Raw genomic sequence first — 15,791 nt, forward strand, 5'->3', positions numbered from 1 at the left:
CGTAGAAGAAGATCCAGTGTCACTGTTATGGCCGGGTCTCTGACCGTTTTGTGTGCTTTCTGGCTTAGGGAGGTGCCTGGTGTCGGGGAGGTGCTTGGGGTTCCGAGGCGGTCAGATGATGTGGTCGGCGCGGTGGACGGGTTGGACGCCTGCGCCGAGGTGGTGGACGTTGTCGAGGGTGTGCTGGGGCATCTGGTAGATCCGGATGCTGTCGAGGGTCTCGTCGATGACCTGACTGATTTTGTGTTCGAGGAGAACGCGCTGGGGTTCGGTGCAGACGATTTCGAAGACGGATTTCTGCACGCGGATGCCATGGCCTTCGCAGATTTTCGCGACTTTACGGAGGCGGCGGTTGCCGTCGGGGGTGGTGGTGTCTACGTCGTAGGTGACGAGGAGGTCCATCAGGTAGGGCTCCAGGGGATGTACCGGGGGATGTCGCCGCGGAGGTGTCGGGCGAGGATCCTGGCCTGGAGCAGGGGAAGGGTGGCGGCGGGGGTGTCGTGGGTGAGGAGGGTGTGGGGCCAGGTTCGGGCGCGTGCCTGGCTCCACAGGGTGAGGTAGTTTTTCCGGCCGGACTCGGTGAGCTGGCAGGAGCCGCCGGGGTGGTGTTCGAAGTCGGCATCGGTGAGCTGGCGCTGGTTGAAGGCGGTGAAGACGAGGCGGTCGACGAGCAGGGCGCGGAATTCTTCCATGAGGTCGAGGGCGAGGGCGGGTTTGCCGGGGCGGATGCCGTGGAGGTAGCCGATGTGGGGGTCGAGGCCGACGTGGTCGAGGGCGCCGTGGACGGCGATGCGCAGGATGCCGTAGCCGAAGGACAGGGCGGCGTTGACCGGGTCGGTGGCGGGTCGGCTGGTGCGTCCGGCGGGGGCGGTGACGGTCGCGTGCGGGGTGAGCAGGTGCGGCCATGTGGCGATGTAGCGGCGGGCTGCCTGTCCTTCGACGCCCATGGCCTCGGCGACGTTGGTGGTGTCACGCAGGGTGGGGAGGGCGTCGGCGAGGTGGGCGGCGGTGTCGCGGAGTGCGGTTTGGCGGGTGCCGGTGGCGTCGCGGGCGGCGCGGAGGAGGAGTTGGCGGCTGTTCTGGAGTTTCCCGGCTATGTATGACATGGCGAGAGTGAGGCGTCGTTCGTCGTCGCGGAAGTGATCGTGTTGGGCGATGCGTAGGTGGGGGTTGCCGCCGGTGGGTCCTTCGACGCGGGCGCGGAAGCGGCCGTTGCCGGTGAGCCAGGTGACGGAGCGGCGGTCGGTGGCGCAGCGTTGTAGGAGATCGTCGGTGATGGTGACGCCGCCGAAGACGACGATGTGATCGACGCGGACGAGGGGGAGAAGGCGGCGGCCTTTGTCGTTGTCGGGATGCCAGATGCGTACGGCGTCGCCGTCGAGGTGCAGGCTGGTTCCGGGTGTTGTGGCGTAGAGGGTGTTGAGGAGCTCAGCCATGCCAGTGTCCTGCGGGTCGTGGGGTGAACAGGTCGTGGGTGCCCGCCGCGGCGTTGGCCAGCTCGGGGAGGCAGTCGTGGTGTAGGGAGCATCGTCGGCAGCGGCGGTCGGCGACGGCCTCGGGGAGGGCCGCGGTGGTGAGGATGTCTCGCATCCGCTCGGCTGCGGTGATGATTCGGGTGGCGAGTGTGTCGGTGAGGTCGACGCGGTGGCGCCGACGGTCGGTGTGGGAAAACACTTCGGCATAGGGGACGTCGAGCGTGAGCATGTCTCGCAGACACAACGCCTGGGCGCCGGCCTGGAGATCGGCCGGCCCGCCGGGGACGTAGGGGCCAACCTTGTGCTCGATCGGGATTGCGCTGGTCGAGCTGATCTCGACGACGTCGCATACCCCGTACAGGCCCAGCCGGTCGCTCCAGACCTGCAGGCCGGTGACCTGCCGGATCCGGTTTCCCTGTGGGGTGGGGACGGCGGGGGACGGTTCGTGGACGTGAGCGTGGGCGACGTTGCCGCGCATCGTCTCGATGTTGTCGGCGAAGACGTTGTCGAGGTGGATCAGTGCGGCCTGGCGGGGGCAGTAGGCGTGGTGTTCCAGGGCGGAGATGGGAAGCCGTCCGGCGTGGGCGTCCCCGCCGGGCCACCAGTCGGAGGGGTTCATCCCAGCACGCGGGTGAGGGCCACGTCGTCGGGCAGGTCGGCGTCATCGACGTCGATCTTGTAGTCGCCGAAGCTGCGCGGTTCACCCGCGGAGATCTTCCGGGCGGTGATGTGGGCGGAGAGGGTGTGGGCCGGTGCGACGCCGAAGGCGTTGTGGTGGCTGAACACGTATAGGCCACGGGTGGCCATCTCGCCGCGGGTCGCGGACCGGTCGTGGTCGAACATGTTGACCAGGGTGCACAGGAACAGGTCGAGGTCGGCGGCGCTGACACCGGTCTGGCGGCCTCGGGGCGCCGAGTAGTGGATCTTTGCCCGGTACAGGCCGTAGGGGACGGTCCACTTGCCGCCCATCTCGGTGCGTTCGCCCTTGTCGATGTCGGCCTGGGTGGTCTGGGTGACCCGGGTGATCGCATGGTCGACGGGCAGGACCGGGTCGAGGGACCGGGCCATGCCGACCTGGATCGGTCCGCGGATCTGCCCCAGCGACTGGGTCTTGCCGGTGGACAGGACCGCGCCGAACAGGCGGATGTCGACGTACCGGTTGGCGAGCCATTCCCGGGCCTTCGCGGCTTTCGCATCGTCGATCTTCTTGCCGAGTTCGAGTCCCTTGACGAGGTAGGACTCTTCCAGTCGGGTGTTCAGCGCGTGGCCGGCTTCGACGAAGATCTGGTAGCGGGTCAGGTCGAGGCCTTCGGCTTCGGCGGCCAGGCCGATGGTGTCGCGGACCTTCCTCTTGATCGCGACGTCGGTGACCAGGCCATGGCCGGTTTCGTCGTCGGTGCGGGGCCGGTTTCCGTTGTCCGGGTCACCGTTGGGGTTGCCGTCGGTGACGTCGAACAGCAGCACCATGTCGTGCTTCTTCTCGGGATCAAGGTTGAAGGCCATGAATTGCACTCCTGGGGGCAGTTGGTGAAATGACGGCGGTAGTGGGCTTCAGGAATCTGCTGCAGTACGCCAGGTAGGACAGCATATTGATCAAGGGGTGGGTGTGCCGGGATCCGCTGGCATCCCCGGAGTGTTCGGCGGAAATCCAGGGCCGGGTGTCTTCGCGGCGTTGGCGGCGCCGCCTCGACGCATTGAGTCCGACCGGTGGTGACTATAGCCAAGAATGAACATAGCCTGGTCGTCGGGATTTCCTCGACCAGGGAATCCGCCGCTGGCTACCAGTAGTTCGTTGAGCCCATGCAGCTGATTTTCGAGAGCGACTGCTCGGGCGACACTGTCTCGACGAATCTTCTTGAGCCATGGATGAACAAGAAGCCATCCCTGTATAAGAGCGGTCTTCGGGTTGGCAACGGCACCGGCGAAATATCGGTCGGCGAAGGTGGTGTTGAGCCGATCACCCTTTTCTCGGCCCATCTGGGAAGCATAGTACTGGATGGATTCCAACTGGGCGAAGATCCGTCCGGCGAGATAGGCGGGGTCATGGTTGTCCGGGTCAAGACCGGGTCCGGGCACAGGTCGGTTCCTTTCGTCGGCAAGGCGGGCTCGGCGGACCAGGGCCAGGCGTAGCAGTGCGACTCTGGCGTCATCGACGTGCCCGTCGGTACGAATGCGGGTCAGAAGATGGCCGAACAGCGCGGGTGGTACCGGTAGGTTTTTGAGCGCGATGCGCAGGAGGTCTCGGCGGACACCGTCGGGACGTTGCGCGCTGCGGTCGTCGAATCGGGCGTACTCGCCGGAGGAGCGGTCTCCACCGCCTTGCTCGATCCACCGGCCGGTAGCGAGTACTAGGCGGGTCAGCGGTACGTAACCACCGCGGGCCAGGTTCACGCCGTATGTCTGGTGGTCTCCGAACCAGTGGATGATATTTTCCTCGAGCTGCGCCAGGGGCATATCGATCCAGTCCCGGACTGCGATCCGAGCGCCGCTTCCACTGATCGTGACTGAGCAGAACCGTTCGTGTTCCAGGTCGGTGTCTTCAGTGCCGCGACCGCTGTGGACACGTTCACCGAGGACACGGACATCGGCTGCCCGCGCCTGTCCCATAAGAGTCATGACGGCGACTTCCCGGCCGATGGTCCACCAGGTCATCCGACCGTCGCTACCTGACAGAGAGTGATCGGGATGGTCGAGCAGATAGTGCAGGTTCGCGACGGAGATGCGGGCGCAGCCGATGCAGATCGGCACGGTTGCCAGGCTGTCGGAGAAGTCGTAAGTGTGGATCTTCTTGTTCGCGGACACGAGTGCGGCAATGGCCTGACCGGCGAGGGGAACGAGCCGCCGGGGAATCCCCTGGGGGAAGCGTTCGACGAGAACACCATCCTGGCCGCAGACCAGGCATACTCCGCGTCGCCCGCCGTCGGGGCTGTCCCCGCCAGCCTTGCGGCGCTGCACCTCGCGTTCCCAGAAGATCTGGACGGAGCGTTCCTCGGGAAGCCAGTGCCCGTCGTCGCCGACCAGCAGAACAATTCCCTGTTTCGACGTCCAGACTTCCGGGCGGCGGACCTGGTTGTGGCCACGGCGCGTGAAGAAGCCGTCGACGGCCTGAGCTATCAGATCGGCAGGGAAGGCGGTGGCCCAGCGGTGGACGAGGTCAACGAAGCTTGCGTGGCACCGTCCGACCCAGTCCGGCTTCGCATCGTCATCGGCCCAACCGAGGACGTATTGAATGTCGTCGGCACCGAGCAGCGGCGACGCGCCAGAGCTGCGGGTCAGGTAGGGCACGGGGCCCGGCTCGCCGAAGCGGCGTAGTTTGTCGGTCGGATCGGACAGATCTAGCAGGTCCGGCATCGCGAGCTGACCGTCAGCGTCGATCATCAACCCCCAGCGCATCGGCCGAGACTGGTAGAACGGCGGTAGATCGTCCACCCCGCTGATCATCGGGCGTTGGAACTCGGTGAGGCGTTGCAGCAGCATCAGGCCACCGCCGGAACGTCACCACGGATACCGGCCCGCGGGACATACAGGACGCCGGCATCGAGGCGGGCGGTGAACCAGTCGAACGCCACCGGTGGGCCGTGGTGGATGCGGTGCAGCATGACGCCAAGGTCCTCGTCCTGCTTCCACACAGGTGTGCCGTCGGGCGGTGCGAAGGAGGCGGGGAACTCCCGTGCGCCGAGGTAAGGCTGCTGGAAGCAAGCACCACGGCTCACCCGACGGCGGAACTGCTCCCGGTAGGCGGCAACGTCCTTCGTCGCATGGTCTTGGAGTTCGACATGCGCATGGATCCGGTAGGCAACATCTTTCAGGCAGACGGCGCTGCGCTGGTCCCGGTTAGCGACCGTGTCGATCCGCCGTACTCCGCTTGCCGCGTCCGACAGAAGCGGCAGATCGTAGGTTTCGTTCCGGCGGAGGGTGAACTGGTGGAGCGGACGGAGAACCTCGATTGCCACCGGAGCCCAGCGGAACTCCGGCTTCCAGAAGATGGACTCCAGCACTCCGACCGCAGCGGTCGGCGTCATCACCGGGTAACTCACCCGCTCGACCCGGAACTCCGGGCGGGTGAACAGCGCCCCTTCCGCCCAGACCTGGACGGCGACCGGCGGGTCCCCTGAGGGGGAACGGGGCAGGGTCAGGGTCATGCGATGAACTCCTCTCCTGACGGTTCAAGAACGATGCCGGTGTTTTTGTCATAGCTGCCGGCCCATTCGACGAGGTCCCCGAAGACGGGCTGGCACAGCGTGGCGACGTCGGCGCGGTCCCGGGTGCGGCGTTGGATCATGACCAAGTAGGGTTGAAGATCGCGGAAGAGGCGAGGCTCGGGAAGCGGGACCATGCGAATCCGCTCGACGAGCTGACGGACCCGTTCCTCCTCACCCTGGTAAGGCACGGCGACCGGGACGGTGTCCTCATCGATCATTCGGAATGCCTTCGATCTGTCCGGTCTCGGGTCTTCCCCTGTGCGCTTCGGACCTTCCGCTACCGCGCGGAAGTCGAGGGCCGCTCGGCTGATCTGCACCGCCGCTCCCCTGCTATCCCTACCTGACACCCGCGGATTTTGCAGGTAGCTGTGGTAGTAGAGGCGTAGTGCCTTGAGATCATCTGGGTCGGCGCGGCCCAGTCCGATGTACCGGGCGGTGATGCCGACGGGAAGGTCGTAGGAGCGTGGACGGCCGCCATCGGCCGGGTCGAATACGACCACCAAGCCGCCTTTCGGGCCGAGATGCCCCTCCCGGTTCGCCCTGCCCGCGGCCTGCTGCAACGAGTCCGCCGGGGCCATCGCCCGGAACACCACTGGGAAATCCAGGTCGACGCCGGCCTCGATCAGCTGGGTGCTCACCAGCCGGACGGGTAGCCGCGCGGTGAGCCGTTCCTTCACCTCCGCGAGTACCTCTCGACGGTGCGCCGGGCACATTGCCGTCGACAGATGCAGCACCGGGGTGGTCGCCGGTACACGGGCAGCAACCAGGTCCCGCATCTGGCGGGCATTCGCGACCGTATTCACGATCGTCAGCGACTGGTCTGCACCGGCAGCCGCCGGATCGGCAACCCGATCAGCGACCTGCTCCAACGTCGGTTTCGGATCGGGCCACCACTCGTACCGAACCCGACATGACGTCTTATACAAGGATTCCGGATTGGAGATCACCTCGATCGGCGTGATCGACTCCAACGGATCCAGCGCCCACAGCTCCGGCTGTGTCGCCGATGCCAGTAACACCGTCGTCCCGAACCGCGCCGTCAGCGTCCGCAACCCGTCCACGATCGGGAGAAGCAGCGGCGCCGGCAACGCCTGCACCTCATCCAGGACGATCACGGAGTTGGCGAGACGGTGCACCTTGCGCATTGCCGCCGGCTTGCGGCCGAAAAGCGAGTCGAACAGCTGCACGGTGGTCGTCACGACGAATGGCGCATCCCAGTTCTCCGCCGCCAGCCTGCGCCACCGTTGCGCCGGACCGTCGTCATCGACAGTGACGTTCGAGTGATGCTCCAACACCACCGGAGCGCCCTTGCCCGCCCCGACCGGGTCCAACAGACGCCGGTACACTGCATGGTTCTGCTCAGTGATCGTGATGAAGGGCACCGCGACGATCACCCTGGACTTTCCCTGCTCGAGGGCATGCCGGAGGCCGAACCCGGCCGCCGCGATCGTCTTCCCCGATCCCGTCGGCGCCGGCAGCCGGTAGATTCCCGTCGGACCGGCCGCCGCGGCCAGGCACGCTTCATACACCTCACCGCGCAACCGGTCCGCAGCCGGGGCGGGGGGCCGACCAGCCAGCATCTCCTTACGCCGACCGACGAACCGATCCCACAACATCGCCATGTCCGCGGGAGCCGCAACCTGCGGCTGGCCACCGGACCGATGAGCCGCCGTGTCCAGCCCGTCCGCGTCGACCAACGCGCTGAACAGGAAGCGCATCAGCATCTCGCTGGTACCCGGCTCATCGAACCCGACCGGGAGACGCACCGGCGGCCCGTCGAACAACCCAGGAAGCAGCGGACGTAGCGCTGCCTCCGCCTCCGCCCGGTCCTGTACATCTCGCGGTTTGCTTCGATCTTTGATCATCGAGCGTACCTCGGACGGATTGGTCAGCCCGCCGTGATGACCATGCAAAGGCAAACCGAGCACCGGGAAGGCCCCACGCCGCTCCGCGAGAAGAACGCCCAACGTTTTATGATCTTCACCTACGCGGACGCCCGTCGCCTCCGCCCGCAACAGACCGTCCTGCCAGGCACAGGATGCCTTGCCCACGTCATGCGCCAATCCTGCGAAGCGGCCCACCTCACCGGCACCGAACACCGCGGCGAAACGCTCAGCGAGCAGTGCGGTGCCCTCAAGATGATCGACAAGTCGGTGGCGCATGCCGGACGTGTTCATACTGTGTGCCCACATCGCTGAACCCCGCTCTCGAGTCCGCGTCGAGCCACCCCCCGTGGCCGATTAGCGACGCAACCTCGTCCGAGGATCATTCAAGCGGATGGGTCCGACAGTTTCCGGCCGGGGGTCGATGCCATCTCCCAACCATCGGCTTCCCGACCCATCCGGCTCAGGACCATGGTCCCGCCGACGAACGAAGCGATCATGTAAACATGCCGGAAGCTGCTACTCGAAGGGCACTCCAGCACGACCATGCAGAGCTCGGAACCTTGAGCCAACCTTGCGAGTACCCCACCGACTCGCTGGAGCGGGAGCCGACCCATCAGCTGGGGAGAGCGGATCTTGGCCGACGATCCCGACCACGGCTTCCTCGACATCGCAGACCCGCATCTTCACCGCCGCGTTCGTCCACGAAACGGACGACCTTCGCGGCCTGGCCGCGAGGCAGAACGGTTCTCCCTAACGCCGATTTCCGCACGGGCCCGTCCCCGGCGAGGATCACAACGGAGTGAAGGCGCGGCGCAGGACGTCGCCGCGCAGCGTTGAGCGCCCGCCCCCGGGCGGACGCCCTCTCCAAGGCGGATCAGTCGCCCGAGGATGCTGTCTCGCGGAAGACCAAGGTGACGTCGACGTCGCCGAAGTGCTCGGCGAAGACGGCACTGGCCGGCATGGACGCGAGGGCGGCGGCTACCTGTTCGACTGTCGCCTCGGGCGAGACGGACAGCCCGATGTCGACCGCCGGCGGGTGCACGATGCGGGTCACCGTGACGAACTCCGACGCGTGCTGTGGACTGGGGGGTGGCTCGGATGGTCGAACGGTGGTCATACTGCGGCCTCCTTGCGGATCGGTCGCGGGTGTCCCGCCTCGATCGTCGGCACGGGGCGGAGTCGCCTCTCGGCGCAACGGGTTGTAGCGCTGCAATCAAAGTATGCGCCCTGAGGTTGTAGCGCTGCAACTAGCTAGTGTTGATCCGTGGCGGATGAGACCATGACGAGCAGTGACATCGCGTCGTTGCTTGGGATCTCCCAGACCGCCGTCAACAAGATGATCTCGAAGGCGTCCGACTTCCCGACGCCCGTTATCGCGCGACCGAACTTCCGGGCCTGGCGGCGCCCTGAGGTCGAGGCATGGTTACGGCAGCACCGCCCCGGTGCGCTCGACGGCCAGTAGAACTCCGCCAGGAAGGGCCTCGCCGCCGTAGCCGACGCCTGCGACGCTCGGCAATGCCGATATCCCAGTCGCTGAACTCACCCAGGGTCAGGTTCCTTTCCCTCGACGCCACCCCGGAGAATTCTCTACCAGGGCACGGCGTGCCCGGAGCCTCTCGCCCCTGGTTCGATGGGCGGCCTCATGGGTCCTGGGAGCTTGCGCGTAGCGCAAGCTCCATATGTGCCGTCGGAGGTGGGTGACGCCGGGTGCCGTTCTGTCCATCGTCCGGCGGGTTGTTTTCCCCGGGGGGAGTGGGGGTTCGGGGGCGCATTTGTGTGCCGCGTCCTGCCGATTTTCTGGTCGTGGTCTCGGGCGGGTTGCTCTGGGGCTGGATTCTCCCGGAATCATTGTCTGATCTTTGTCGGAGTCGATCGTAGCCTGGAAGGGAAGGACGCCGGCAGAACAGACGGCACGGGGCGTACCGGAATAGCTGCGGGCATGGTGAAGGGCCGGCGCCGCTGGGTGGCGGCGCCGGCCTGGCGCGGGGTGCGGTGGGGTTAGCTGCCGAGAGCGGGCCGCTGGGTGGGGATGAGGCGGGTGCCGCCGAGGTCGGCGCGTTCGCCGGCGTGGTAGCCGTCGCGGCCGCCGGAGCCGGAGAGCTGGCGGGCTCGTCCCTTGCGCAGCCGGGGGTAGGTGTGGGTGAGGTGGCGTTGGACGAGGGTGGCGCGGTCGGCGAGGACGAGGGCGGTCGACGGTCCGGTGCTGGTGGTGTCTTCGCGCAGGGCGCGGGCTTTCGCGGCGGCTTCGGCGGCAGTGAGCCGTTTGTAGACGGCGACGGCGAAGCCGGCGAGCCAGGAGCGGCGGAAGGCGCGCGGGTTTTCCCCGGTGGGGATGCGGGCGGCGGTGATGCCGTAGGAGGACTGGACGAGCAGGGAGGTGTAGAGGATCTGGGCGCGGTCGAGGTCGGCGGTCATCCCGAACAGGTGGGCCTGCTGGCGGAGCCGGTCGGGGTCGCGGCGGGTGTGGGAGACGATCTGGCAGCCGAGGGGGACAGCGATGGAGGACAGCAGGTTGAGCTTGTCGCGGGCGTAGGGCGGGTCCATGTCGAGGCGGATATCGCTGGGGGTGGCGGGGCGGTTCTGTCGGGCGTCGAGGCGGGCCTGGTCGATGCCGTAGCGGGCGATGAGCTCGGCGGCTTTCAGGTTGTAGCTTTCGCGGGCCTGCTCGCTGATGCCGTCCGCTTCCGCCATCGCGAGGAGTTTGCGGATTTTGTCGAGTGCGACGTCTGGTTGCATGGTCCGTCCCTGCTGGGTGATGGATTGATGATGCCCCCTTGCAGCACCTCATATTCTACTGTTTCTGAGGGTATTGTGGCTGCGGCGCACCGATATTTTTCCCTCTTGGCTGATATGTTTCTTTGCGGTTTTGGTCGGGCCGGGATAATCGTTTTTCTGGCTGGTTGAATCCTCTCAAGATATGCCGGTGGTTTTCGGGCGGTGGGACTATTCCTCTCTCCGGGCTTCTTTTTTGTTGTTTATCCGTGCCGGTGAGGCGTGAGGGGCCGGGTCGGGTGTGTTCCTCGGGGTCGTCGGGCGACGCCATGCGACCTGCCTGTCGCGGTGGTGGTGTTCCTTGGCGGGGCAATGGGCGCGGGGGAGGTATCGGGCGAGGTCCTCGGTGAGGTGTTCGACGAGGTCCTTGGCGATGTTCTCGGCGGGGATGGTGGGACGTCCGGCCGGGTGTGTTCCTGGGGGCGGGGTCGAAGCGTCGCCGCGGTCCGGGTGTGGCGGCTTCGCCGGGATGTCGGCTGCGGGGTGTGGGGGGCGAGGCATGATCGCTACGGTGAAGGTATTGACGTTGCGGGCCCGGGATGGGGAGACGGTTGCTCGGGCGGCGCGGGCGGTGGTGGCCTACGTGGAGGGTGGGCAGCCGGGGGCGGTGGCGCCGTTGCGCCGGTACTACGGCGAGGGGTTGGTGCCCGGGTGGGCGCGCGGGTCGGCGGCGTATCTGGTCGGGTTGGACGCGGGCCGGCCGGTGGCGGGGGAGGCGTTGGAGCGGCTGCTGCGCGGGGAGCACGCGGTGACGGGGAGGCCGTTGCTGACGGCATCGGGGTCGGCGGGTCGGGCATCGCCGCCCGTGGAGGGGCAGCGTTCGGCCGGGCCGGGCGGGGGGTTGTTGACGTTGGCCCAGGCGGCGCGGCGGGCGGGGGTGAGCGCGGCCTATCTGCGTGCGCTGGCGGTACGCACCGCGGCCATGGCCACCGCGGAGCGCTCAGCCTCCCGCGGTGGCGATGCTGATGCCGGCGGGTCGGCGCAGGGTGCCGATCGGGCGGTGCACGAGCGGACAGGCGCGGCCGGGATGCGACGTGGCCCCTCGGCGGGCAGCGTGCCGGGGGATGAGGGCCGGGCGGTGGACAACGGGGTGGGGGAGGGGCGGGGTCCGTGGTTGGCGGCGGTGCGGGAGGCGGGGACGGGCCGGTGGCTGGTGAGTGCGACGGAGGTGGATCGGTTCTGTGCCGCGCGGGTGCCGCCGGCGGTGGTGTTGGGCTATGACGTGACGTGTTCGGCGCCGAAGTCGGTGTCGTTGCTGTGGGCGTTCGGGGATGAGGAGATTCGCCGGGATGTGGCCGCGGCGATGGACGCCGGTGTGGAGGCGGTGCTCGGCTATCTGGAACGGCATGCGACGGTGGGCACCGTTGCCGGCCGGAACCGTCCGGGGGTGGGGGTGGCGGCGGTGTCGTACCCGCATGAGGTGTCGCGGAGCGACGAGGCCCATCTGCATGTGCATTCCATCGTGGTGAACGCGACCGCCGTCCCCGATCTGGATGAGCAAGGCCGGCCGGTGGCCGATGAGCAGGGCCGGGGGCGGGTGGACTGGCGGGCGTTGGACGGGGAGGTGTTCCTCTCCCACGTGAAGACCGCTGGCTATGTGGGGGCGGCGGCGCTGCGCCATGAGCTGTCCCGGCGGCGCGGACTGGCCTGGGGGCCGGTGCGTAACGGGGTGGCTGAACTCGCCGCCTTCCCCGCGCAGCTGCTGGCGGCGTTCTCCACCCGGCATGGGGAGGTCCAGGCCGAGTACGCCCAGCTCGTCGCCGACGGGTTGACGCCGGGTGGGGTGACCGAGGCGGCGGCGCAGCGCGGTTCCCGGGCGGCGAAGAAGGTCCTCGCTGACGCGCAGGTCCGCCGCATCCAACACGAACGGCTGACGGCCGCCGGATGGACGCCGCAGCGGGTCCGTGCCCTTGCCGCACCCGCCTCCCGGAACCGGGCCCCGGTCGACGGTGAGGACCTGGCCGGGTTGTGCGACCTGCTGACCGGCCCGGCCGGATTGACCGAGCACGACTCGACGTTCGACCGCCGTGCCGTGGTACGACGGGTGGCCGCCTGGGCCGCCGATCGGCTGCCCGCGGACGAGGTCGACCGGCTCACCGACCAGGTGTTGGCCGACCGGCGGATCGTCCTGCTCGGCCACAGCGCCGCCCGGGCCCGCCAGCAACCCGAGCCGGTGTACACGACGCAGGAACTGCTCGAGGTCGAGGACACCCTGCTGGCCCTCTGCCGGCAGGGCCGGGTTGAGGCCGGCGCGCAGCCGCGGATCCTCGTCGACCCGGCCACGCTCGAAGCCCATCTCGCCGCCGCGCAGCAGCGGCCGTCATCGGACGGCCCGGGTGGCGTCGGCGGCGAGGACGGCGGCGGCCAGGGGAACGGCGGCCAGGGGAGCGGTGGGCCGTCGGGGCCGGCGCTGTCGGCCGAGCAGATCACCCTCGTGCGCCGGCTGCTCACCTCCGGGGATCTGGTGCGGCCGGTCGTCGGGCCGGCGGGGTCGGGGAAGACCGAGGCGATGCGCCTGCTGACCCGGATCGTCCACGCCGGCGGCGGGCAGGTGTTCGCCGCCGCGCACGGGGGCCGGCAGACCGAGGAACTCACCGGCCGGATCGGGGTGGCCGGGCGGGTGGTGTCCGGCTGGCTGACCCTGCTCGATCACACTGAGGATCCGGGCCGGGTGTGGCCGGCGGGCAGCGTGGTCATCGTGGATGAGGCCACGCAGGTCTCGACCCGGGACGCCGCCCGACTGGCGCGGTATGCGTCTCGGACCGGGACCGTGCTGATCCTGCTCGGTGACCCGGCGCAGCTCGGCGCGGTCGGCGCCGGCGGCTGGTACGCCCATCTCGTCGCCTCCACCCCCGACGTGCCGGCGTTGGGCAGTCTGCACCGGCAGACCGGCGCGGCGCTTGCGCCGGTCCGCGCCGCCCTCGGCGCGCTGCGCGCCGAGGGCGGCGCGTCGGCGAGGAAGGCTCTCGAGCTGCTGGCCGCGGACGGGCGGATCCGCCTGTTCGACTCCCGCGAAGCACTGCTCGCCCAGGTCGTCAACGACTGGTACACCGAACGCACCGCACCGCACCCTCGAGGCGCCACCGACCCGGACAGTGCCACCGACCCGGGCAGCGTGGACGGCGCGGGCAGCACGGAGGGCGACGGGTGGACGGCCGCCGGTCCGGGACGGCGCCGGTCAGGGGGTACGGTCCGGCCCCGACCCGCGGCAGCGTTGCACATGATGGCCGAGCGGACCCGCGACGTGGAGATCCTCGCCCGCGCCGCCCGTGACCGTCTCGCCGCCGACGGCACCCTGACCGGACCGGTCCTGACCGTGGCGGGCCGGGACTTCCAGGCCGGCGACGAGGTCATCACCCTGACCCAGACGGGTCACACCCTGATCCCCGCCGGTAAGCCCGCCTCGGCCTACATCCGTACTGGCACCCTCGGCCGGGTCACCGCCGTCCACCTGGATCCCGACCATCCTGACCGGCAGGCCCTCACCGTCCGCTTTCCCAGGAAGGGCAGCGTGCGGGTGCCGTGGGAGTACCTCACCCACCGGTTCACCGATGGTCGCACCGGCGGTCTCGGCTACGCCTACGCGATCACTGCGGCGAAAGCCGAAGGCTCCTCCCTGCCCACCGCACGAGCCGTCGCCCCCGACGACACCAGCCGCGCCGGCCTCTACGTCATGCTCTCCCGAGCCCGGACCGATCTCGCGGCCTACGTCATCCGCCGGGCCGATCTCGAAGCCGACCTTGACGAAGAAGACTGGCTGCCCGTCCTGCGTGACCCGACCGGACCCCTCGAACGCTTCGCCGACCACCTCGCCCAGTCCCGCACCGAACGCCTCGCCAGCGAGTACGACCCGCTCGCCCACGCTGCCCACCGGCTGCGGCGCACCCACACCCTCGCCGGCCTCGCCCGACTCCCCGCACCCCCGCCATCCGGCGGCGCGCACCGCGCGGCCGGCGCGCCGCCCGCCGTGCTGCGACGCGCGGAACTCGCAGCGGAAGCGGCCCTGCGCACCGCCGCCGTCGCCAACCCGCCCGCCGATCTCGTCGCTCGCATCGGGCCACGACCCGCCGCCGCCGGCGCCGACCGCGCTCTGTGGGACCGGGCCGTCGGCGCCCTCGCCGTCCACCACGCCCGCTACCGGCCGGCCGTCCCACCCCACGACCCTGGACCCCCACTCTCATCCGGCGAACCGGCCGGCACCCTACGGGCCCGGTGGATGCTGCACCATGATCAGGCCACGCGCCTCGCTCGAACCTGGGCCGACGTCCTACCCCGCCGGGCCCGCGCCCGCTTCCACAGCCGCGCCGAACAGATCCCCCGCGCCCGCGCCATCGCCGGCCTGCACGCCCTGCTCGACAACGGCCATCAGCCCGCTGATCTTCTCGTCGCGTTGACCCGCGAGGACCAGAGCAGCGTCCGCACCGGCGCCGCCGTGCTCGACCACCGCGTCACCGACCTCTGCCAGCAGCAGGGACTCCACCCCACCGACTATCTCCTCCCCCCGCCGCGTCCGGCCCGCGACGAGTGGAACGAGCTCGTCGGCCTGCTCGACACCTGCGAGATCCACCACCTGGCCCGTCACCCCACCGCCCAGCTCGCCGCCGAACGCCGCCACCTCCGCGACGCTCAAGGCGCGACCGTCCCGCGGGCGAGGCCACACGGAGAAGGCAGCCGGGAAAGCACCGTCGAGGCACGCACCGGCCGCCAGGACAGGCTCCGGCTGATCGAGGAAGCCCTCGACCGGCAGATCGCGCACGCCGTGTTCCGGGCCGGTATCGACCCCGCCGACTACCTCACCGGACTCCTCGGTGCCCGTTCCAGCGCAGGCCTGGACGCCACCGGATGGGATAGCCGGGTCGAGGCCGTCGAGGGGTTCCGCCACCGCGACCTCGGCCTGCCCTACGGCACCCCGGCCACCACCGACGGCGAGACCGACCCGCTGCGCCGCGCCGTCGGCGACCGGCCCACCGATCCGGCCCTCGCGGAGGGCTACCGGGGAATACGTGCGCTGATCCGGGAGCACACCCCAACCCTCGATTTATGATCCACTCCCGGTCGGGCCGAGTCGGGTCTGCACGGTGGCGTCAGGGCTCGACGGTGTGACCGGCGTAGCGAGGGGCGTTGTTGTCCGGATTGGTCGTGTGCGGCAGCGTTTCCGACCTTGTACATTGCGCCTTCCAGGGTTTTGGGAGCAGCCGGTTCATCGCAATGGCAAATAGGCGTGAGTATGGCCAGCAGGCGTGGCGATGTGGCGCCAAACTGTAGGAATCGGAAGCCGGGGTAAGCCGGTTTTGTGAGGTGAACGTGACGGGGAGGCGGTGCATGCGGCCGGCAGCGCCGGCCTCGTGCCGGGCGGTCATGACCTGAGGTGGGGGATGTAGCGGCGGGCGGTGCCTTCGTTCAGGCCGATGAGGGGAGCGAGGTCTTTGGCGAGGGCGTAGACGGACCGGGGGTCG

General features: G+C 68.9%; 11 protein-coding genes. 2 read left to right on the top strand and 9 right to left on the bottom strand.

What is annotated here, in order from left to right:
• Positions 1-111 precede the first annotated feature (111 nt).
• The 8 genes from cas2 to BMG523DRAFT_RS16660 form a co-directional block, all read right to left on the bottom strand.
• Positions 112-402 (bottom strand): CRISPR-associated endonuclease Cas2, encoded by a 291-nt coding sequence (gene cas2 / locus BMG523DRAFT_RS16620; RefSeq protein WP_011437730.1) that lies wholly within the window; start codon positions 400-402, stop codon positions 112-114.
• Positions 402-1,436 carry a type I-C CRISPR-associated endonuclease Cas1c gene (cas1c, locus tag BMG523DRAFT_RS16625; protein ID WP_011437729.1) on the bottom strand — a complete coding sequence of 345 codons (1,035 nt, stop codon included), beginning with the start codon at positions 1,434-1,436 and terminating at the stop codon, positions 402-404. The genes cas2 and cas1c overlap by 1 nt, the downstream gene beginning before the upstream one ends.
• Positions 1,429-2,094 carry a CRISPR-associated protein Cas4 gene (cas4, locus tag BMG523DRAFT_RS16630; RefSeq protein WP_011437728.1) on the bottom strand — a complete coding sequence of 222 codons (666 nt, stop codon included), beginning with the start codon at positions 2,092-2,094 and terminating at the stop codon, positions 1,429-1,431. The genes cas1c and cas4 overlap by 8 nt, the downstream gene beginning before the upstream one ends.
• The gene (gene cas7c, locus BMG523DRAFT_RS16635) at positions 2,091-2,978 is read right to left on the bottom strand and encodes a type I-C CRISPR-associated protein Cas7/Csd2 (RefSeq protein WP_043591566.1); all 888 of its coding nucleotides are present in this window, start codon (positions 2,976-2,978) and stop codon (positions 2,091-2,093) included. Before cas7c ends, cas4 begins: the two co-directional genes overlap by 4 nt.
• A gap of 90 nt (positions 2,979-3,068) precedes the next feature.
• Positions 3,069-4,952, bottom strand: coding sequence for a type I-C CRISPR-associated protein Cas8c/Csd1 (locus tag BMG523DRAFT_RS16640; RefSeq protein ID WP_051623911.1), 1,884 nt, complete (start codon positions 4,950-4,952; stop codon positions 3,069-3,071).
• Complete coding sequence (gene cas5c / locus BMG523DRAFT_RS16645; protein WP_011437725.1) at positions 4,952-5,617, bottom strand: type I-C CRISPR-associated protein Cas5c; 666 nt, start codon at positions 5,615-5,617, stop codon at positions 4,952-4,954. Before cas5c ends, BMG523DRAFT_RS16640 begins: the two co-directional genes overlap by 1 nt.
• Positions 5,614-7,854: a CRISPR-associated helicase Cas3' gene (gene cas3 / locus BMG523DRAFT_RS16650; RefSeq protein ID WP_201783647.1), complete on the bottom strand. Its 2,241-nt coding sequence runs from the start codon at positions 7,852-7,854 to the stop codon at positions 5,614-5,616. Before cas3 ends, cas5c begins: the two co-directional genes overlap by 4 nt.
• A gap of 583 nt (positions 7,855-8,437) precedes the next feature.
• Positions 8,438-8,680, bottom strand: coding sequence for a hypothetical protein (locus tag BMG523DRAFT_RS16660; protein WP_011437723.1), 243 nt, complete (start codon positions 8,678-8,680; stop codon positions 8,438-8,440).
• A gap of 162 nt (positions 8,681-8,842) precedes the next feature.
• On the opposite strand from BMG523DRAFT_RS16660, the gene BMG523DRAFT_RS16665 reads away from it, so the two are divergent.
• On the top strand, positions 8,843-9,025 hold the full coding sequence (locus tag BMG523DRAFT_RS16665; RefSeq protein ID WP_035958778.1) for an AlpA family transcriptional regulator: 183 nt from the start codon (positions 8,843-8,845) through the stop codon (positions 9,023-9,025).
• Between the two features lie 536 nt (positions 9,026-9,561).
• On the opposite strand, the gene BMG523DRAFT_RS16670 is transcribed toward BMG523DRAFT_RS16665, so the two are convergent.
• Positions 9,562-10,299, bottom strand: a complete 738-nt coding sequence (locus BMG523DRAFT_RS16670; RefSeq protein ID WP_043591568.1) for a DUF2786 domain-containing protein — start codon at positions 10,297-10,299, stop codon at positions 9,562-9,564.
• A 535-nt stretch (positions 10,300-10,834) separates the two neighbouring features.
• Here BMG523DRAFT_RS16670 and mobF point away from each other — a divergent pair.
• Positions 10,835-15,379, top strand: coding sequence for a MobF family relaxase (mobF, locus tag BMG523DRAFT_RS16675; protein ID WP_043591570.1), 4,545 nt, complete (start codon positions 10,835-10,837; stop codon positions 15,377-15,379).
• The last annotated feature ends 412 nt before the right edge of the window (positions 15,380-15,791 follow it).

This window comes from Frankia sp. BMG5.23, assembly GCF_000685765.2.
Lineage (GTDB): Bacteria > Actinomycetota > Actinomycetes > Frankiales > Frankiaceae > Frankia > Frankia casuarinae.